Source organism: Staphylococcus sp. FSL K6-3157, from assembly GCF_038005145.1.
Taxonomy (GTDB): domain Bacteria; phylum Bacillota; class Bacilli; order Staphylococcales; family Staphylococcaceae; genus Staphylococcus; species Staphylococcus equorum.
The window spans coordinates 295,660-316,294 of record NZ_JBBOSM010000001.1 but is presented as its reverse complement, the minus strand read 5'-3'; the positions used below and the strand labels follow the sequence as shown (position 1 = coordinate 316,294).

The following is a 20,635-nucleotide window of genomic DNA, read 5'->3' as shown; positions in this document are numbered from 1 at the left end:
TAAGTCATTATTGGTATTATGTAAAGACCCAGTTTAAGTAAACTAATGGTACCAGTTTATTCAGAAAGCACTTGTTTCAAACGCTTTACAGCTTCAGGTATCTGTGATTGTTCAATTTTTGAGAAGCCAATAATTAAAATTTTAACCGCCTCATTCTTATGAAATGTTTTTACAGAAAAGCGTTTAATAGTATAAAGTTCTAATTTTTGTGCTTTTGCGCGTGTTTCAATTTCTGTATATGTATAAGGAGAAACTACTTCTATGATGAAGTGTAAACCTGCGCGTGTATCTTTTATTTGAATGTCATCTTTAAAAACATTTTCTAAATGTTCGATTAATAGAGACCTTCTTTTTCCATATAGTTGATGCATTTTTTTAATATATTTTTCGTAATGACCTTCTTTAATCATTAAATTGAGTGTTAATGCATTTAACATAGAAAAATCTGGTATCATATTATCATTTTGTAATTCAAACTGCTTAATCAATTTTGATGGTAAAATCATATAACTCATACGTAAACCTGGCATTAATGTTTTGGAAAAAGTACCCAAGTAAATCACGCTGTCATTTTTATCAAAACTAAACAATGACGGTATATTGTCTGTTTCATACTTAAACTCACTATCGTAGTCATCTTCTATAACATAACTATGTGTTTGGCTTGCCCAGTTTAATAAATCGATTCGTCTTGAGACAGGCATAATGGTGCCCATAGGAAACTGGTGAGATGGTGTTACAATAACAGCATTAGGTTGCACTTGTTTGAGCTGATCTATAGATATACCTTTATGATCTAATTCTATTGCTGTGGTTGATGTATTCGTTTGATTTAGTAATGTTCTAAAACGTGAATAGCCAGGATTTTCTACAGCAATCGTTACATTTCTTTCCAATAATTGAATTAACTGCATCAATAAAGTATTCGTTCCTGATCCTATAACGATTTGTTCAGGATGACATTGTATCCCTCTTTGATATGACACGAGTTTCGCAATAGATTGTCTTAGTTCTATTGGGCCCTTAACGTGTGGAATAGTCGACAAATAATAATCATAATCTTGAAATACACGCTTTGTTAACTTTGCCCATGTGTCGACTGGAAATTCTGATATATCTGTACTCATATGGGAAAAAGAGTAATCAAATGTAGTTCGAGTTGTATGTTCGTGGCCCTCTAATGAAATTTGTGCGTCAGGATCGACGATTAATTTATCTAACGGTTCTATAAAATAGCCTTTTCGTTCCTTTGTATAAATGTAACCTTCAGCTAATAGCTGTTCGTAAGCTGATTTCACACTGTTCACACTCACATTAAGATGCTTTGCCATATCTCTTTTTGAAGGGATTTTTTCATGACTTTCATATTTGAATGCGAGTATATCATCTTTTAAGCGATTATATAACTGTCTATAGATATATTGTTCTGTGTCTTGTTGCATAACTACACCCCTTCGCTATATTACAATTTGTTTATTATACACATGGTTAAGTCTACTATACTAATAAAATTATTTTTTCTATTTTGATTTAAAAAACAACGGTAGCCACCATGAGGTTAACTATCGCTGTTGGTATTGATTTCACGTCAAGAATTATCAGACATTAGAATCAAATATTATAAAATTGGAGATGCTAATTTAGCAATAGATTGTTTAAACTTAATCCAATGTGAACGCTGTTCGTAACGTTCTTCTGTGAGTTCTTTTGAAACTTTAAGGTCTTCAAAGAATGCTTCTTTTAATTGTTTCGCGATTTGCGTGTCATACATAAATGCATTAATTTCAAAGTTTAATTCAAAGCTACGAACGTCCATATTTGCAGTACCCACGCTTGATACTTCATCATCAATCATAATCATTTTAGAATGGATAAATCCATTCTCATATGTGTAGACTTTCACACCGTCTTTAATCAGCTGAGCCACGCTTGTAATTGTCGCCCAATATACAAATATATGATCAGGTTTACACGGTATAATCAAACGAACATCGACACCAGATTTCGCAGCAATACGCAGGGCATTAATAAACCCTTTATCCGGAATAAAATAAGGACTGTGCATATAGATGGACTTTTTAGCATTCATAATCATCTTCATATATCCAAATTCAATTTGATGCCAATTATCACTTGGTGCACTGGCAGCCAGTTGCATAGACACGTTGCCACCTTGATAGGCATTGTTCGGGAAATATCTTTTATTATATTCTAGCTGTTCACGTTTAGCTTGCGAGTTCCAATCATGTATGAAACTCAATTGTAGTGCATCGACACCGTCGCCTCTCACTCTTAAGTGTGTATCTCTCCAATAGCCAAACTTCTCGTCTAAACCTAAATATTCGTCACCTATATTAAAACCACCTACATAACCTGTCAGTCCATCAATAATTACAATTTTACGGTGATTTCGGTTATTTACTCTAAAGTTTATAAAAGGTATTTTAGATTTGAAAAATGCCTCGACTTGTCCGCCCTCTGACTGAAACTTTTTGAAATTAGAATTATGTACCGATTTAGAACCTACGGCATCATAGAGTAGTTTAACCTCTAGACCTTCTGCAACTTTTTCTTCTAATATTTCAATAATTTCACTACCTAAGCCGTCTAATTTTAAAACGTAATATTCCATATGAATATAGCGCTTAGCATTGCGTAAATCTTGCTTCATTTGATCATACAAATCATGACCATCTGTGTAAATATCGATATTATTGTTATTACTTAAAAAAGATTGTTCTTTCGTTAATAACGTATTAGCAATATCAGCATGTTTTCTTACAATAGGATTTTTTGAATCACTAATTTTGTTTGTATCATCTTGAAGTTGTGACCGTAACCTTTTCAACCCATCTTCAATTTGATTATGCTCAAATCCGCGTTCACGTTTTTTTCTAACTGCACGTCCGAAGAATATATACACAATAAAACCTAAAATCGGCATAACGAATAATAAGAATAACCATGCCCAAGTTGAGGTCGCATCTCTTCTATCCCTATCTAAAAATACAATAAGTAAAGCGAGCACGATGTTCATTAGAAAAAAGAAAGCTAACACGATTCTATATATCGGGCTTATACCTGTATCAAACATCAATTGCATAAAATCACCCCACTACTTCACTTTTATAAAAATTGTTATTTAAAAATTAACTGTTGCATTAAACTTTTCATTTTATTCTCATATAAATTGAATGTCATAAATAATAACGTTCAATGAATAATATTTCAATTGATATAATCATTTCAATTATATTCTATCGTGAGTATTTTTACCATTTTAAATACATTTCATTTAATTTATGAAAATATATGACAGCTTATTTTCAAACTATTTATTTTGTTTTGATTGTGCTTGATTGTTCTATAGTACGTTTACGTCCCGCTTGTGAGCCAAATAGCGTTATAACAATCGCAGTAATTAATAAAATACTTAGTGAAGCAGTCCATTTACCTGTCATATCATGCAAGATACCAAATAATAACGGACCTACTGCTGCAACAAGATAACCTACTGCTTGAGCCATTCCTGAAAGCTTTGCTGATGTTTGAATATGTTCCGTTCTTAAACTAAAGAACGTATTCACTAAGCCAAACGCAAGACCACCCGCAACGCCGATTAAGATAGTAGAAATGATTGCTAGATGTGGCGCAACTAGCATAATTGTCACACCCACAATAAAACATATACCTGTAATAAAGGTTAAGAAGAATTGCGATTTCATTTTAGTCGCAAATATAGGTGTAATGAAGGTAAATGGAATAATAGCAATCTGCATAATAGATAAATATGCGCCTGCCTCATTAATAGTCATGCCACTATGAGATAAATAAGCAGGCAGCCAATTAATCAACGAATAAAATATAAGTGATTGTCCCCCCATAAGTATCGTAATTTGCCATGCTAATGGAGATTTCCACACATTTACACTTTTCCGAGGTAAAGCTGTTGCGGTTTCTTGTGTTCCTTTTAATTGAAATGACCATATAATGATTGTTACAAGTGTGATAATTCCTATAACACTGATAGCGATATTATAATTAAATGCCTTTACTAAGGGCGCTGTCCCATATGAGGATAAGCCACCAAACACATTCATCACAACGGTATAATATCCCGTCATAATACCGATATGTAGTGGAAATTTCGCCTTAATCATTGCTGGTGCTAGTACATTACCAAATCCGATACCAATACCTATCAGCACTGTTCCTATGTATAACCATGAAATGCCCGTAATTGATCTGACAAGGACACCAATAAAGATTAAACAAAGTGCTAAGAAAATTGTTTTTTCTAATCCCATTTTATTACTTGTTCGAGCAGCAAATAATGAAATCACAGAGAATGCCAATAATGGCACAACTGTTATAACACTGACTGCACTATTAGACATCGCTAAATCTGTCTTAATGTCAGGTAACGCAACACCAATAGATGTGATCGGTGCTCTTAAGTTAGCCCCTACCAGTAAGATGCCTATAAATAATAACCAATTAAATGGCTTTATGGTTCTATATTTTTCCATATTGTACCGCCTTGCTCGCTTTATTTTAAAACAACACAATATATGGTACGATATGTACGTTATATTGTAAATAGGAGGATTCACTTGTATAATATTCAAAACATAGTAGCCAGAAATTTATCTGCCTACCGAAAAAAACACAACCTCAGTTTAGGTAAAGTTGCAATAGCAACAGGTGTGAGTAAAAACATGCTGAGCCAAATTGAAAAAGGCACTTCTAATCCAACGATTACAACGTTATGGAAAATCGCAAATGGATTACATTTATCATTGTCTCAATTAACCGCGATGAATAATGATAGCGTTGACTTTATTGATGAATCAGATATCATCCCTATCATCGATGAACAAATAGCGATTTATCCTTATTTTCCTTACGACGATAATAAAAAATTTGAAATGTTTAAAATGGAGATACAAGCAGGAGGCAAGATGCTTTCTGAACCTCACCATACTGAGTCTGAAGAATATATTATTGTTAACAAAGGTCAGTTAAAAATAGCAGTCGATACAACAATGTATACGATCAATAGTAATCAAGCTTTCCGCTTCAATAGTGACGTGCCTCATCGTTACTTTAATCTAACTGATGAACCTGTTGTATTTACCGCAACGATTCATTATCAATAGAACATTCAATTTAATCCTTATAATATTATGAGCCATTAGTCTCCTAACAGAAATCTAATGGCTCATTTTGTATTCAAGATATTTTAGAGTCTTGTTGATTCCTTTGGCATTTCGTCATAAATCTTTCATAAGCTAAAATAGCTTAAAGTGTCGTGTATATTTGACACATACTCTCATGTCAGATATATTGTACATGTAATATATATTTGACACTAAAGAAGGGTAATAAATCTATTATGAATAAAGTTAAAAACTTTCGTACTGCTAAAAACATGTCACAGCTCACACTTGCGCGTTCAGTAGAAGTATCACGTCAAACCATTAATATGATTGAAAACGATAAATATAATCCCTCGCTTAATTTATGTATAAAGATTGCTAAAGCATTAGATGTCACCTTAAATGACTTATTTTGGGAGGATGATAATCATGAATAATAAAGATAAATGGCTTTATCAAAGATTTGCAGGAACAACGAACTATCCCGATGAATATCAAAGACATGAAATTGACAAATTACTTGCTAAACTTTCAATTATTTCACTATACATATTCTTAGCTTTACTTTACTTATCTATATTTTTTGATATTGAGCGTTCATTTATTTCACCTTTTAGTATAGGCGGTATCATATTGATAATTATATTGGCGTGCAGGATGTCTATGAGTCATTTTGCAGCAGATGCCCTTACAATAGAAGTTACTGATAAAGAAACGTATCATCAAACATTAAAAAATTCACGTAATAAGAGAATTATATTTCTTATTGTAGCAATCATTTATATACTACTTGTTAACTCAGTCATTGCTCCAATGCTTGCAGGAAACGCATTGAATATGGAACGTCTAACTGACTTAAACACATTTTTCCCTGTAATAGTTATTGCAGTATTTACAATTGCTAAAGATTCACGTGTAAAACTTATTGATCAAAAGGAGACGTATAATGGAAAATAACAGGTTACTTCGTTTAATTCCTAACTTCAGGTTTACTGATGAATATGAAAGACAGCAATTACTTCATGAATACGCTAAATATTTTGTGTGGCTATTTTGGGGCATCATGATTATTTCTGTAGCAGATATATGGATAGAATTTTACTTACACCGTATACCTATCTTAGGTATTTTAGGTTTTGCTTTAATTATGATATTATCTCTAATTATGATCATCGCTATTAGAAACAAAAAAATAGATGTAGTAGAGTCTTATTCAGAAGAATCATTGAAAAAAGAGATGAAGAAAGTGCGTAATGGGAGTTATATTTTTGCTGGAATGATATTCTTGATTGCAAACTTTAATCAATATATTCTCCCTTTTATTATACATAGTATGCTTCCTGAGAAATCTGATATACTGATTAACTTATTCATTTCTATTGGATGCGCCATTATAGCCGGCTTGTTTGTTTATACCCTTGGTCGCAGAAAGGTTACGCGTGCCTATATGAATAAATAAATATAAAGAACCACGTACTCATAAATAATTGAGCACGTGGTTTTATACTATGTCGGAAAAGTATAACTTAAATCCCAACCAATATCATATTTATCTACCAGTTTAGCGTACTTAGCACCCCAGAACATATCTGCTAGTTCCATCTGTACCTCTCCACCCTCTTTGAGACGGTTATAAACTTCCTCTATATCTGCTTTATTTTCAAACTCTAACACAATATAGACATTGCGATCTTGTAACATAGTATCATCATCTTTCGGAATATCAGACAGCATAAATATTTGACCATCTACCTCGAGTTGACTATGAATAATTCTATTCGAGTCATCAGCAACTGATTCATTCGCTTCGCCATAAGTCATGATTCCTTTGGTCGTCCCACTTAATATTTCACTATAAAAACCTAGTGCTTCTTTACACGTACCGTTAAAAAACAAGTAAGGCATTACTGTTTTAAGCATAGTGACACTCCTTATTAAAAATTTTATATCACTTTAACAGTACCCACTCTCACACATAACTAGTCTCCACTTTTTTAAAACAGACACTGACCGACGTCTTAAATATTTCATTCGCTTTGAAACATGATTATAAAATCTAAAATAATAGATGTTATTACAAGAATTTTTCAATATAAAATGCAGATTCTTCGATAGATTTATATTCCGTATTAATCACAGTCGCGTTTAATTTTTCAAAAATTTCCTCAGCATATACTAACTCCTGTCTGATACGTTCAATACTATTGTAATTTGTAGGCCCATGTAACCCTAAAACTTTCACACGTTCATTACGAATATTCAAAATGTAATTAGGACTAGCAGTTAAACCAAATACTTTCAATTTCTTATATTTAAAGACTTCATCTGGTATATCAACTTCTGGTACTAAAGGAATGTTTGCTACTTTATAACCCTTATTCGCTAAATACATACTCAAAGGTGTCTTTGATGTTCTAGAAACTCCAACGATGAGCGCATCCGCTTCGCCGATATCAGTAAAATGCTTACCATCATCATATTTCACTGAGTATTCCATTGCTTCAATTCTTTTAAAATAGTTTTCATCTAATTTGCGTAAAGCGCCACTTTCAAGAATAGGTGAACAATTGGTAAGCTGCTGAATAATCCCTATTAAATCTGACATATAGTCGACATAAGGGATTTGTTCATTTTGTGCATACTTTTGACCTACTATATTAAATTCTGGGTTCACTAACGTCGTAACAACGACTGCCCCTCGTTCTTTTGCTCGTTTCAAAACATTAATTAATTCTGATTCACTTTTAATAAATGGAAACTTCTTAATCTCTATTTGTGATACTTCTGGAAACTGAGTTAACGTGGCGTGAATCATACGTTGTGCAGTTTCACCAATTGAATCTGATACTACGAACAAAGTGAGTTGTGGTGTTTGTGTATCATTAAACACGTAATCGACCACCTTCAACTTCACTTTGCGCAGTAGAAAGCAATGCGCCTGGCACTCTATACGGAGAGCATGAGACATAATCGATATCTAAATTATTAAAGTATTGTATTGATTTATGGTCACCGCCAAGTTCACCACAAACCCCTATTTTAAGCGTTGGATTGGCAGCTTTCGCTTGTTCCGTTGCTACTTTAACTAATTGTCCTACCCCTTCTGCATCTAACGTTTGGAAAGGATCAATATCTATGATGCCTTGTTCAGAATACGCACCAATAAATTTCCCAGCATCGTCACGTGAAAAACCAAATGTTAACTGTGTTAAATCATTCGTACCAAAGCTAAAGAAATCACATTCTTTTGCTAAATCTCCTGCAATTAGACAAGCACGTGGTGTTTCAATCATTGTACCTATGAGGTAATTTACAGATTCTCCCGCTTCTTGCTGTAATACTTCAATACGTTCAGTGATTTGTGTCTTTAATGTCGTGAATTCTGCAACAGTTGAAACAAGCGGTATCATGATTTCTGGTTGGCAATCAATACCTTGTGCTTTTAATCTTAATGCACTTTCCATAATCGCTTCTACTTGCATGACATATAGTTCAGGATAAGTAATAGCTAAACGACAACCTCTATGACCAAGCATTGGATTCACTTCGTTTAAATTTTCTATATATTGTTCTAATGTTTTTACTGGTACATTTAATTGTCCGGCAACAGATGATTTTTCTTCTGTTGATTTTGGTAAAAATTCATGTAGTGGTGGATCTAACAAACGAATAATTGTCGGACGTTCTCCAGATAGTTTTAATATTTCTTCAAAATCTGTTGTTTGATATTGCTTAATTTCATTTAAAGCTGTGATACGTTTATCTTGTGTATCTGACAGAATGAAACGACGCATTTCAACGAGACGTTCAGGTCCAAAGAACATATGCTCTGTACGTACAAGCCCAATGCCTTTTGCACCAAATTGATAGCCAGCTTGGATATCTTGAGGCGTTTCTGCATTCATACGTACGTCTAATTTTGCTACACCGTCTGACCATTCCATAAACTGTTCGAAAGCTTCACTCCTTTCTGCTTTCATTGTTTCAACTTCTCCAACATAGATGTCCCCTTGAGCGCCATCAACAGATATCATATCGCCTTCGTGCAATGTGCCTCCAGGATAATTTACAACTTTATCGACAACATTAATTTCTAAATCTGAACAACCTGTAACACAGCATTTACCCATACCACGTGCTACAACTGCTGCGTGAGAAGTCATTCCGCCATGCGTCGTTACAATTGCTTCACTTGCGACCATACCTTCGATATCTTCAGGTGACGTTTCAGGGCGCATTAAAATAACACTTTCACCTTGTTCAAATTGTATTTTAGCTGTTTCTGCTGAAAAGACAATTTTTCCACTCGCTGCACCTGGACTGGCTGGCAAGCCTAATTTAGAAATAACTGAAGCATGATCTAGCGCTGTTTTATCAAAGTTAGGATGCAATAATTGATCAATCGATTTTACTTCGACATTCATCACAGCTTCTTCTTTTGTAATTACACCTTCTTCAACTAAATCTACTGCAATGTGAATCGCTGCATTCGCTGTACGTTTGCCATTACGCGTTTGTAAAATATAGAGCTGTTCATTCTCAATCGTGAATTCTATATCTTGCATATCTTTATAATGTGTCTCTAAACGTTGCGATACATCTACAAATTGTTGATGCACATGTGGCATTTGATCTTTTAATGATTCAATATCTTTAGGTGTACGTATACCAGCTACGACATCTTCACCTTGTGCATTTAATAAATATTCACCAAATAATTTCGCTTCTCCAGTGACAGGATTACGTGTAAACGCAACACCTGTGCCACTGCGTTCGCCACTATTGCCAAATACCATTTCTTGAATATTAACTGCAGTACCTATATCATGTGGAATTTCATTTAATTCTCGGTAGACTCGAGCACGATCGTTATCCCACGATTTGAATACTGCTTCAATTGCTTCTGTTAGTTGATCAAATGGTTCTTGTGGAAATGGTTTGTATACTTCATCTAAATAGACACCTTTAAAATGTTCACAAATTTCTTGTAACCCTTCTGCCGGAATATCAGCATCATTTTGGTATTCATGTTGCGTTTTATAAGCATTAAAATATGTATCAAATGCATTCATTGGTATGCCATATACGACCTCACCAAACATTTGTAACAATCTACGATAACAGTCATAAGCAAAGCGAGCATCATTTGTTTTCGCTGCTAATTTTTTCACGTTATCATCATTTAGCCCTAAGTTTAAAATTGTATCCATCATGCCAGGCATAGATATTTTCGCTCCACTACGTACTGAAACAAGTAATAATTGTTCCTCAGATGAAAATGATTTTTCTGTACGTTGAGAAAATGCTGCTAATTGACTATTCAATTGTTCTGATAATGCTTCAGGCACTTTAGAACCATGTTTCAAGTATTCAATACACGCTTCAGTTGTAAGCGTGAAACCATCTGGAACAGGTAACCCTAAGCGTTTCATTTCAGCCAAATTGGCCCCTTTGCCACCTAGTAAATCTTTCATTGATTTTTGACCTTCGTCAAATGCATAAATATATTTTGTCATACTAAATCACCCCTATTTTGAAATACGTTATACTAATTGTTATTGAGTATGTCATATTGAAAAGCAAAAAACAACTATAATATTGGAAAATTTGGAAAATATATTTATTTTTTCTTTATTACAAACTCATCTGATTCAAACAAATGGTAGCTGCTTTAAACACAAAAAAGCCCAAGCAATCATTATTAATGCATTGCTTGGAGCTTCTTATGTTCACCAGTTTATCGTCATATTTGAATGTAAGATATCATTTAATTTACTATGCAACTATGATGCTTACAATATAAGGAACCTGCTTCATAGGTAGTTTTCATATCACCATCAATGAAATGTTATATTTCTATCAATCATAAAACGCACAGTTAATCTATTTAATATTTTCATTTGATATAAACTGGTTCTATTCATTGATAAATGTTAAAAGATTAAGTGAGTTAAATAGATAGATTTGTGCTATATAAACAATCTAACATTTATAACTTGTGGCATTTACAATCATTCAAAATGACATTTTACAGACCAAATGTCTGCTTTAAAGTAGGTGAATATTTAATATATAATCATTTGATAAAGTGATAAAGAGGTATACTTGCAATTGAATTATGTCGCGAGTAACAAAGGTGGAAATTATTAGTTTTGAATATGCTCAACTTTTAAGTTGAAAATAAGGTGCTTCTTCCTCTGTAGTGTAATACTTATTTTATAGCTTCGTGCTTTGCAAAATACTTTTCTAAAAAATAACTTTTATTTCGCCTATATCTTGTTCACGCTCCTTCATCTCGAAATACACCAATGACACATTGATGTGAGTTATTACTTAACAACTCAATAATGGCGCCATTTCCAAAACAAAATTTCAAACTGAAAACAAAACGTTTTGCATCTATAAAGATTTTCGTTATTTATTTTATAGAATTATTTAGCAATAACTTAATTTTATTATATTGTCGTTCGTGTAATTTGTAAAGTGGTTTTTAATAATTTTCTAAAAATTGAAGTTCTAATATTTTACACCCGTTACAATTTGAAAATTCAATCATGATAAATATCAAAATTCTAAATTTTATAATCATTTGCTTTTCAAATCACACCTATCCATTCTCGCTTTAACACCACATCGCAATTTGTAATTTCAATGCCTCTGAATACTTTTTAGGGTTCAATCCTGTAACTGTTTTACATTTTTCTAACCTATATAACAGTGTATTTCTATGAATGTATAAATGCTTTGCTGTTTGCGAGATATTCAAATTATTATGAAAAAATATTTTCAATGTTGCAATACTTTGCTCATCTAAATCTCCTATTATTCTTTTTTTGAATCGTTCTCTAATTTCGCTGTCGATTTGATATAACAGTGTTTTTTCTTCTACCTCTTCAAATGATATAAGTGGTGCTGATTGCTCATTTAACATAAATACGAGCTCACATTCTTCATACGCTTTTTTAAAATCATTTAAATTTGTAAATATAAGGCTTGAGGTCATATGTACTTCTAATTGTAAGTCTTTAAACATTTGATGAATTCGATTTATTTTCTCATCTAAAGCACACCGGTCTTCATCAGTAGCAAGAATTACGATACGGTTATGATTCGTAAACGCAATGACAAAAGAACTAGGGTCAATCTTACTTGCTAATGTACGTACGGTGCTGTTCCTAGAGAATATTTGCTTTTCAATATTGATGATAATGCATTTGCCGAATGTTAATAGATTAATATTAAGTTGATTACTTAAATGTTGAATAAATGATTTTGACGGTTCACTTTTCAGCAATTCTTCTATAAATAACTCCTGACTACGTATATTACCTTCTAATTCGTATGTAAAATAATTTTGATATAGCAATAATTCCGTAGACATTTTCACTAAATCTGATACATGGGTGAGTTTTTCAGGATCACCTGTTATACCAATCACACCAACGATGTTATCTTGAAAAATAATCGGTAAATTTACGCCTGGTTGCGTTCCTTCTAATGTCGCACTATCTTCCTTTGATAATATAACTGTTTCTTCTCGTTCTAATACTTTACGTGCACCTTCATGAATTGTGCCTACACGTTTTTTATCAAATGATGCTATGATTTCTCCATTAAAATTCATGATATTAATATTGCTCTGTGTTCTTTTAGCTGTTTCTTTTACAATTAATGTTGCCATTTCCTCTGTGAGTATATTCATATTTTCACCACTTATCATTTTTATACAAAATTATAGCTTTATTTTTGTATAGTTTAACTCTATTTTCAATAAAATAAAATCGATACAATGAAATAATAAACAAAAGTAAGCGTTTACAAAGGAGGAACCACAAGTGAAAATCATTTTAGCACCGGATTCATTTAAAGGGAGTATGACAGCAACCCAAGTCTCAAAATATATGGCAGACAGCATTACAGAAGTATATCCACAAGCTGACATACATGCTTTACCCGTTGGTGATGGCGGCGAAGGTACGATGGAAGCACTAGTGAATGCCACAAGCGGAAGCTTTCATACTGCTTCAGTAACAGGCCCTCTTGGAAATCATGTAACTGCTCAATATGGTGTGCTCGGTGACGACACATGCGTAATTGAAATGGCAGAAGCTTCTGGGCTAAAACATTTAACTGATGACACTTTAAATGCTATGACAACAACGACTTATGGCACAGGCGAATTAATTTATGACGCTTTAGAAAAAGGTTACAAAAAATTTATTTTAGCTATTGGGGGCTCTGCAACAAATGATGCTGGTGCAGGTATGTTACAAGCTTTAGGCGCCAAACTATTAGATAAAAACGGCAAAGATATCGCCTTTGGGGGAGGTGCTTTGCAACATATTAAGCAAATAGACTTAAGTCATTACGACACTAGAATTAAACATTGTGAATTTATTATTGCGACGGATGTTCAAAATCCTTTAATAGGTCCTGACGGCGCTTCACATGTTTTTGGTAAACAAAAAGGTGCCACAGAAGATAATATTAAACAACTTGATGCCAATCTCACGCATTGGGCAAATCTTGTAGAAAGAAGTACGCATATGAGACTTCATGCTTTGCCAGGGGCTGGTGCAGCTGGTGGACTAGGAGGTGCCTTCAAAGCATTTTTACCTAGTCATTTTGAAGATGGTATTCAAGTAGTAATAAAACATACGCAATTAGAACAGCTTTTACCAAATGCAGATCTAGTTATTACTGGAGAAGGCAAAATTGATTTTCAAACTTTTTATGGTAAGACACCTATGGGCATCGCAAAATGTGCGAAACAATTTGATGTCCCTGTCATCTTTATCGGAGGCTCTATCGAAGTAGATATAGACCAATTTGATGAGGTTGGTGTGGTAAGTGCTTTTAGTTTAACCGATGGTCCATTGTCATTCGCAGAGACGTTAGCAAATTCGGAAAAATTAATTAAAAAAACAACTAAGAACATCATAAGAACATTTTTCCATAACCACTAGCATAATTAAGGGGATGTTTCGTTATGAGAATTAAAGATACGATTGAAAAAGTACCTGGTGGCTTGATGGTTGTTCCGTTATTATTAGGCGCTGCAATCAACACGATTGATCAATTGCACTTGAATTTTATTACGAATGGTTTGAAATTTTTAGGCGCTCCAAAGACTGAAGAAGGACATTATGAAATGTTGCAAATTGGGGGGTTTTCTCAGGATTTATTTAAAGATAGTGCGCTCGTTTTAATAGCCTTATTTATCTTTTGTGTAGGAAGCCAAATGAATTTAAAAATTGGTGGCAAAGCGTTAAAAAAAGGTATGATATTAACATCAACGAAATATTTTTCAGGTTTAGGTGTTGGTCTATTACTTGGCGCTATATTTGATCCATGGACAGGGTTATTCGGTTTATCTACAATAGCTATTATTGCAGCAATGACCAATAGTAACAGCGGAATGTATGCTGCACTAACAAGTGCATATGGCAACCGCTCTGATATCGGTGGTTTATCTATATTAGCTATTAATGATGGTCCTTTACTTACATTAATATCTTTAGGATTTATCGGTACGAATTTTCCAGTCATTTCTTTCGTTTCTGTGTTATTACCACTCGCAATAGGTATGCTCTTAGGTAACTTAGATCCTAAAATCGCAGAATTTTTACGACCAGGAGAATCATTACTCATTCCTTTCTTTGCCTTTTCATTAGGAGCAGGAATGAATTTAGCTGAATTCTTTAATTTCTCAGTATTATCTGGTGGCCTCACATTAGCATTGCTTACATTTGTCTGTACAACTGTGACAGGTGTAATTGCCTTTAAACTATTTAAAGAGAAAAGTGTCATCGGTCCTATTTCAGAATCATCTACTGCAGGTAACGCCGTTTCTACACCTGCTGCAGTTGTCGCAGCCGCTTCAACTGCTTTAGCTAGTGGTAATTTGAGTCAAAGTGAATTTGCTATGATAGAAAAAGTAGCACCTATCGCGACAGCTCAAATTTCAGTTTCTGCTATTACTACGGCGATTTTATGTCCAATTGCTGTTATCATGGTAGATAAATACCAGAAGCGCAAAGGCATTGATGGCACTCAGGAACATTTTAAAAACGATCACAAAGCATTTCCTAAGTTAAAACAAGCCACAAATGCGGCTAATTATGAAAGCGCTTTAACTAAAAAGGAGGATTAACTTTGAAGACTACAATATTATACGGCAAATCAAATGTTGAAGTTGACTTGCCGGAGCAAAGCGTTCTAATTGAACCCAAAAACATTGAGCCACTTGAAGATCATGTAACAGCAATACGCACAGCATTAAATAATCCAATTGGCTCAGAACCATTGCAAGACATGGTGAGTGCTAACCAAACTGTATCTATTGTTATTAGTGACATCACACGACCGACACCCAATCACATTCTCGTACCATTACTGATAGAAACATTAGCCCACGTACCTTTAGAAAACTTTGTGATTATCAATGGTACAGGTACACATCGCGATCAAACACGAGAAGAACTTGTACAAATGCTTGGTGAAGACATAGTGAGCAAAGTGAAAATTGTACATAATCATTGTAACGATAAGGATACGCTTAAAAAAGTAGGCCATAGTCAATATGGTTGTGATGTATACCTGAATAAAGATTATGTTGAATCTGACTTTAAAATTGTCACCGGTTTTATCGAACCTCACTTCTTCGCTGGCTTTTCTGGTGGGCCTAAAGGTATTATGCCTGGTATTGCTGGCATAGAAACAATTATGACTTTCCATAATGCTAAAATGATTGGCGATATACGTTCAACTTGGGGCAATATGCAAGATAATCCTGTTCAAAATATGACCCGGGAAATCAATGCAATGTGTAAACCAGACTTTATGCTCAACGTCACGTTGAATAAAGAGAAAGCGATTACCGAAGTATTTGCTGGTGAATTATATGAAGCACATGATAAAGGGTGTGAATATGCCAAAGCACATGCTATGTTCAAGTGTGATGAGCGTTTTGATGTCGTGATTGCTTCTAACTCCGGCTATCCTTTAGATCAAAACTTATATCAAACAGTTAAAGGCATGAGTGCAGCACATAAAGTAGTTAAAGAAGGTGGCAGCATTATTATGTTATCTGAATGTAGCGATGGCTATCCTAATCATGGTAATTATGCAGAGATACTAAAAATGGCTGACTCCCCTCAAGGGCTTGTCGACATGATCAGTGACCCTAACTTCGCGATGCTTGACCAATGGCAAGTACAAAAACAAGCTGTGATTCAAACTTTCGCTGATGTTTATTTATATTCTAAACTCAGTGACCAACAAACCAAAGATGCCATGTTGCATCCTGTGCATAATATAAATGAGACACTTAAAGCATTAGAAGGTAAATATGGAAAAGATATGACGATAGGTGTTATGCCACTTGGACCACTTACTATTCCATACGTAGAATCATAATTTAGGAGGAATCATTATGTTAACTAAAGTATTAACGAAAGAACAACAATTAGAACGTGTATTAAAAGATATGAATCGTGTAATCGTCGCGTTTTCAGGTGGTGTAGATAGCAGCTTTGTATTAAAGAAAGCCATAGATGTACTCGGCACTGATAATGTAAAAGCAGTTATTGTAAAATCCGAGTTATTTAGAAATGAAGAATTTGATCAAGCCCTGCGTCTAGGTGAATCATTAAATGCCAATATGATAGAAACTGAAATTGAAGAATTAAAAGATCCAAATATAGTTGAAAACACACCAAGTAGTTGGTATTACAGTAAACGTTTATTATATTCAAAACTTGAAGACTTGAGAGTAAACTACAACTTCGACTATGTCATCGACGGCATGATTATGGATGATTTAGATGACTTCAGACCTGGACTCAAAGCAAGAACTGAATTCGGTGTTAGAAGTGTGCTACAAGAAGTTGAATTATATAAATCTGAAATTAGAGAACTAAGTAAATCCAATGATCTACCTGTATGGAATAAGCCTGCATTATGTAGCTTGGCATCTCGAATTCCTTATGGTGAACCTTTAAATTTCACAAAGGTTAACAAAGTAAATGAAGCTGAAAAATTCATTTTAAGCTTAAACATTAATCATGTCAGAGTACGCTATCATAATAATATCGCAAGAATAGAAGTAGACGACACAGCTATCCCTGCAGTGCTTCAATATAAAAATCAAATCACACTTCGCTTGAAAGAACTTGGTTTTGATTATGTAACTATTGATTTAGAGGGCTATCGTACAGGCAGCATGAATGAAGTCATCAATACACAAGATGAGATTTAACAAAATAAAGGTGGCATAACTATGACTGAAAACCAAGACCCAATAGAGTCATTACTTCTAGCGGTAAAAGAGAATACGCTTTCCATTACAGAAGCAAAAGATAAATTAAGTCATTATGATGAATTAGGTTTTGCAAAAATTGATTTACACAGAACAAAACGACAAGGCTTTCCAGAAGTTATATTTGGTGAAGGAAAAACTGTAGCGCAATTAGACGAAATCGTACACACTTTAATAAAGCATGACGAAGTCATTTTAATTACTAGAATCGATCAAATTAAAGCAGATGATATCATCGCTAAATATCCACAACTTGAATACCATGAAACAGCACGTATCGTTTGTACACCTGTTAATAAAATTAATAAAACGGAACATTTTGCAGCGATTATTTGCGCCGGTACATCTGACCTACCTGTAGCTGAAGAAGCGGCTATTACAGCTGAAGTTATGGGTATTTCAGTACAACGCTTTTATGACGTAGGTGTTTCTGGCATCCATCGGCTTTTTGCACATATCGAAGCCATTCGTCAAAGCAAGGTGTCCGTAGTTATTGCTGGTATGGAAGGTGCATTGTCTAGCGTCGTTGCCGGCTTAGTGGATCATCCAGTCTTTTCAATACCTACGAGTGTTGGTTACGGCGCCAATTTAGATGGTGTTACCACACTCTTATCTATGGTTAATTCTTGCGCACCTGGCTCGAGCGTACTCAACATCGATAATGGATTTGGTGGTGGCTATAATGCCGCAATGATTATAAATATGATTGAAAATGCTTAGAACGGAGTGAAACATTATGTCCAAAGCGATTTATCTTGATTGTCATGCTGGTATTGCTGGAGATATGCTATTGTCTTCGCTTGTAGATTTGGGTGCAGATGTCATCTTTATTGAAACACAATTAAAAACATTACCGCTCAATCATTTCAAACTTAACTTCTCAACTCAAAACAAACAAGGCATTCAAGCTATGTCACTTAAAATTGATTTCGAAGAAGCACACCATCATAGAAAAGCATCAGATATCTTTAAGATGATCAAAGAGAGTAGCTTACCAAGCAGAGTGAAAGAAAGAAGCCTCCGGGTATTTGATGTGATTGCACACGCAGAAGCTAAAATTCACGGTATGTCTGTTGAAGATGTTCACTTTCATGAAGTTGGCGCTATGGACTCTATCATTGATATTATTGGCGGATGTCTTGCACTAGAAGATTTAGCTATTGATGAACTCTATGCCTCGCCTATCCCAACTGGTAACGATAAAATCAATATCGCACACGGTGTCTATCCAGTACCTGCACCAGCGACTGCTGAAATACTCAAAGGTATCCCGCTTGCGTCCTTTGATGTTAACAGTGAATTGACAACACCAACTGGCGCTGGTTTTATTAAAGCATTAGTTTCGGAAATCGTTCCTTTACCTGCAGTAACCATGGAGCAAATCGGTTATGGTTGTGGTACGAAAGATTTCGATTTCCCCAATATTTTACGAACAATTGAATATACAGTAAAAGACAACACACCAACACAAGTCCAAGTGATAGAGTGTCAGATTGATGATATGACACCAGAGATGCTCGGTTTCTTTATCGAACAAGTACTGGATGACGGTGCGCTAGATGCTTACTTCACTCCAATTACAATGAAGAAAAGTAGACCCGCAACACAACTTACAGTGATTAGTAAATTTGATGATGCACAATACTTTGAGAATTATATACTTAAAAATACAAGCTCTTTAGGTGTAAGAAGTTATGCAGTCAATCGCAAAATTCTCCATCGCCAGTTTCAAACAATTCACACAAAGTATGGTGCTATATTAGTAAAAATAGGCATGATGGATAATAAAATTATCAAAGCGAAACCAGAATTTGAAGATGTAAAAAATGCAGCAATCCAATCTGGCAAAACTTTCTCAACTGTATACAATGAAATTCAGCACGAAGTTCATAACCACATTAAAATAGAAGATTAAAATAGTCTATCATGAGCTAAAGACTACAGGCTGAGGCTGTACCCGCGGAAAACGCACACAAAAGACTGCTCCAAAATTAAAAATCTATCGACAACATAAAATCCAGCACTCACACTTAAGTGAAGTACTGGATTTTTTATTGCTTAATTATTTTAATGAAGGACCCACTTTAATATTTGCACTATCTAATGCAAGTTCTAATACTTCTATAACTTGAATACTATGTTCTAATTTTTCTTCTGCTAAATCGAATTTTTTATCATTAATAATCTGAACCATCTTCACAAATTCCTCATACATACGATGTTTTTGTTGGTTAACTTGATATGATTGTGTACCACCGTCATTAAATGTAAGATCAAACGCTTTTAATTCATTTGTTGGACCTTTAATATGAATTGTTGCATTTTCACCTTGAATGTAAGACTGATTGTCAGAACTAGAGTCTTTTGCACCAATACAAACAACTTTCATTTCATCATAATCAAGATTTAAGATACCAGATGTATCAATATCATTTTTAACGTTAGCAAAATAAGTAACACCTTTAGGCATCCCGAAGAGTCCAACTGCTAAATGGATATTGTATACATTGATATCCATGAGTGCACCTCCGCCCTTCTCAGGATCGAAAGCAGGTTGAATGATGCCTTTTTTAAAATTATCATATCTTGAAGAGTACTGTGAATAATTAAATTGGGCTATTTTACATGTACCTATTTCACTCACAGATTGTTTTAACACATCATAATTACTTAAATACAGGTTAGTAATAGCTTCGATAATAATAACGTTGTTCGCTTCAGCCAATGCTTTTAATGTTGTTAATTCTTCTTTAGTTAAAGTAAATGGTTTTTCACATATTACATGTTTCTGTTGCTCAATTGCTTTGCGTGCATAATCAAAATGCAGATGATTTGGTACAGCTAAATAAATCGTATCCATATCTTCATCTTGAAGAAACTGATTATAGTCCGTAAAAATTGTTTTAATATTAAACTGTTTCTGTAAACTTTCTACATTTTCTGGATTTCTTCCTGTTGAAACAATACTATGAAACTCAATGTCTGAAATTTCTTCCATCACTGGTAATGCTTCTTTGACGATTTTGCCCGCGCCTACGATACCTAATTTCATGTTGGTCTCTCCTTCTCACTTAATCTAAATTATGCTGCATTATCATTTGGTGCAATATTAAATTGTTAATAGCTATTTTAAAACCCATTCAATATATCATTATAT

Annotated in this window: 18 protein-coding genes; 10 read left to right on the top strand and 8 right to left on the bottom strand. The window is 34.1% G+C overall.

Going from position 1 to position 20,635, the window contains the following annotated elements; translation table 11 throughout:
- Window positions 1-56 precede the first annotated feature (56 nt).
- The 3 genes from gabR to MHB47_RS01380 form a co-directional block, all read right to left on the bottom strand.
- Entirely contained in the window at window positions 57-1,442 is a 1,386-nt protein-coding gene (gene gabR, locus MHB47_RS01390) for a MocR-like transcriptional regulator GabR (RefSeq protein ID WP_340754555.1), read from the bottom strand.
- A gap of 176 nt (window positions 1,443-1,618) precedes the next feature.
- A complete protein-coding gene (gene cls, locus MHB47_RS01385; protein ID WP_340754553.1) occupies window positions 1,619-3,103 on the bottom strand; it encodes a cardiolipin synthase in 1,485 nt (494 codons plus the stop codon).
- 232 nt (window positions 3,104-3,335) lie between these two features.
- Entirely contained in the window at window positions 3,336-4,529 is a 1,194-nt protein-coding gene (locus tag MHB47_RS01380; protein ID WP_340754551.1) for a CynX/NimT family MFS transporter, read from the bottom strand.
- An 84-nt stretch (window positions 4,530-4,613) separates the two neighbouring features.
- Here MHB47_RS01380 and MHB47_RS01375 point away from each other — a divergent pair, with 84 nt between their 5' ends.
- The 4 genes from MHB47_RS01375 to MHB47_RS01360 all read left to right on the top strand — a co-directional run bounded on the left by MHB47_RS01375 (window position 4,614) and on the right by MHB47_RS01360 (window position 6,618).
- Window positions 4,614-5,159: a helix-turn-helix domain-containing protein gene (locus MHB47_RS01375; protein WP_340754549.1), complete on the top strand. Its 546-nt coding sequence runs from the start codon at window positions 4,614-4,616 to the stop codon at window positions 5,157-5,159.
- Window positions 5,160-5,395: 236 nt separating this feature from the next.
- Window positions 5,396-5,596: a helix-turn-helix transcriptional regulator gene (locus MHB47_RS01370; protein ID WP_002506511.1), complete on the top strand. Its 201-nt coding sequence runs from the start codon at window positions 5,396-5,398 to the stop codon at window positions 5,594-5,596.
- Entirely contained in the window at window positions 5,589-6,116 is a 528-nt protein-coding gene (locus tag MHB47_RS01365) for a hypothetical protein (protein ID WP_056935992.1), read from the top strand. The genes MHB47_RS01370 and MHB47_RS01365 overlap by 8 nt, the downstream gene beginning before the upstream one ends.
- Entirely contained in the window at window positions 6,106-6,618 is a 513-nt protein-coding gene (locus tag MHB47_RS01360; RefSeq protein WP_340754545.1) for a hypothetical protein, read from the top strand. The genes MHB47_RS01365 and MHB47_RS01360 overlap by 11 nt, the downstream gene beginning before the upstream one ends.
- A 47-nt stretch (window positions 6,619-6,665) precedes the next feature.
- Here MHB47_RS01360 and MHB47_RS01355 read toward each other — a convergent pair whose 3' ends face one another.
- The 4 genes from MHB47_RS01355 to MHB47_RS01340 form a co-directional block, all read right to left on the bottom strand.
- Entirely contained in the window at window positions 6,666-7,079 is a 414-nt protein-coding gene (locus MHB47_RS01355) for a VOC family protein (RefSeq protein WP_340754543.1), read from the bottom strand.
- Between the two features lie 154 nt (window positions 7,080-7,233).
- Window positions 7,234-8,049, bottom strand: a complete 816-nt coding sequence (locus MHB47_RS01350) for a pyruvate, water dikinase regulatory protein (RefSeq protein WP_002511617.1) — start codon at window positions 8,047-8,049, stop codon at window positions 7,234-7,236.
- Complete coding sequence (gene ppdK, locus MHB47_RS01345) at window positions 8,042-10,675, bottom strand: pyruvate, phosphate dikinase (protein ID WP_340754540.1); 2,634 nt, start codon at window positions 10,673-10,675, stop codon at window positions 8,042-8,044. The genes MHB47_RS01350 and ppdK overlap by 8 nt, the downstream gene beginning before the upstream one ends.
- 1,106 nt (window positions 10,676-11,781) lie before the next feature.
- A complete protein-coding gene (locus MHB47_RS01340; protein WP_340754538.1) occupies window positions 11,782-12,861 on the bottom strand; it encodes a CdaR family transcriptional regulator in 1,080 nt (359 codons plus the stop codon).
- A 133-nt stretch (window positions 12,862-12,994) separates the two neighbouring features.
- On the opposite strand from MHB47_RS01340, the gene MHB47_RS01335 reads away from it, so the two are divergent.
- From MHB47_RS01335 to larC, 6 genes are read left to right on the top strand one after another with little or no spacing between them, the layout of a single operon-like run.
- Window positions 12,995-14,125, top strand: a complete 1,131-nt coding sequence (locus tag MHB47_RS01335) for a glycerate kinase (RefSeq protein WP_340754535.1) — start codon at window positions 12,995-12,997, stop codon at window positions 14,123-14,125.
- Between the two features lie 23 nt (window positions 14,126-14,148).
- Window positions 14,149-15,312 (top strand): 2-keto-3-deoxygluconate permease, encoded by a 1,164-nt coding sequence (locus MHB47_RS01330; RefSeq protein WP_340754534.1) that lies wholly within the window; start codon window positions 14,149-14,151, stop codon window positions 15,310-15,312.
- Window positions 15,313-15,314: 2 nt separating this feature from the next.
- Window positions 15,315-16,577 (top strand): nickel-dependent lactate racemase, encoded by a 1,263-nt coding sequence (gene larA / locus MHB47_RS01325; RefSeq protein ID WP_340754532.1) that lies wholly within the window; start codon window positions 15,315-15,317, stop codon window positions 16,575-16,577.
- 16 nt (window positions 16,578-16,593) lie between these two features.
- Window positions 16,594-17,418, top strand: a complete 825-nt coding sequence (larE, locus tag MHB47_RS01320; protein ID WP_340754530.1) for an ATP-dependent sacrificial sulfur transferase LarE — start codon at window positions 16,594-16,596, stop codon at window positions 17,416-17,418.
- A 21-nt stretch (window positions 17,419-17,439) separates the two neighbouring features.
- Complete coding sequence (larB, locus tag MHB47_RS01315; RefSeq protein WP_340754528.1) at window positions 17,440-18,198, top strand: nickel pincer cofactor biosynthesis protein LarB; 759 nt, start codon at window positions 17,440-17,442, stop codon at window positions 18,196-18,198.
- A gap of 16 nt (window positions 18,199-18,214) precedes the next feature.
- Window positions 18,215-19,393 (top strand): nickel pincer cofactor biosynthesis protein LarC, encoded by a 1,179-nt coding sequence (gene larC / locus MHB47_RS01310; protein WP_340754525.1) that lies wholly within the window; start codon window positions 18,215-18,217, stop codon window positions 19,391-19,393.
- A 147-nt stretch (window positions 19,394-19,540) separates the two neighbouring features.
- Here the strand turns inward: larC and MHB47_RS01305 are convergent, their stop codons facing one another.
- Window positions 19,541-20,530: a Gfo/Idh/MocA family protein gene (locus MHB47_RS01305; RefSeq protein ID WP_340754523.1), complete on the bottom strand. Its 990-nt coding sequence runs from the start codon at window positions 20,528-20,530 to the stop codon at window positions 19,541-19,543.
- Between the last annotated feature and the right edge of the window lie 105 nt (window positions 20,531-20,635).

Coding starts and splice junctions, on each gene's coding strand:
- larC (WP_340754525.1), top strand. CDS start 18,215: ATGTCCAAAGCGATTTATCTTGATTGTCATGCTGGTATTGCTGGAGAT.
- gabR (WP_340754555.1), bottom strand. CDS start 1,442: ATGCAACAAGACACAGAACAATATATCTATAGACAGTTATATAATCGC.
- MHB47_RS01365 (WP_056935992.1), top strand. CDS start 5,589: ATGAATAATAAAGATAAATGGCTTTATCAAAGATTTGCAGGAACAACG.
- MHB47_RS01305 (WP_340754523.1), bottom strand. CDS start 20,530: ATGAAATTAGGTATCGTAGGCGCGGGCAAAATCGTCAAAGAAGCATTA.
- MHB47_RS01330 (WP_340754534.1), top strand. CDS start 14,149: ATGAGAATTAAAGATACGATTGAAAAAGTACCTGGTGGCTTGATGGTT.
- MHB47_RS01370 (WP_002506511.1), top strand. CDS start 5,396: ATGAATAAAGTTAAAAACTTTCGTACTGCTAAAAACATGTCACAGCTC.
- larE (WP_340754530.1), top strand. CDS start 16,594: ATGTTAACTAAAGTATTAACGAAAGAACAACAATTAGAACGTGTATTA.
- MHB47_RS01340 (WP_340754538.1), bottom strand. CDS start 12,861: ATGAATATACTCACAGAGGAAATGGCAACATTAATTGTAAAAGAAACA.
- MHB47_RS01380 (WP_340754551.1), bottom strand. CDS start 4,529: ATGGAAAAATATAGAACCATAAAGCCATTTAATTGGTTATTATTTATA.
- ppdK (WP_340754540.1), bottom strand. CDS start 10,675: ATGACAAAATATATTTATGCATTTGACGAAGGTCAAAAATCAATGAAA.
- MHB47_RS01355 (WP_340754543.1), bottom strand. CDS start 7,079: ATGCTTAAAACAGTAATGCCTTACTTGTTTTTTAACGGTACGTGTAAA.
- MHB47_RS01360 (WP_340754545.1), top strand. CDS start 6,106: ATGGAAAATAACAGGTTACTTCGTTTAATTCCTAACTTCAGGTTTACT.
- cls (WP_340754553.1), bottom strand. CDS start 3,103: ATGCAATTGATGTTTGATACAGGTATAAGCCCGATATATAGAATCGTG.
- larB (WP_340754528.1), top strand. CDS start 17,440: ATGACTGAAAACCAAGACCCAATAGAGTCATTACTTCTAGCGGTAAAA.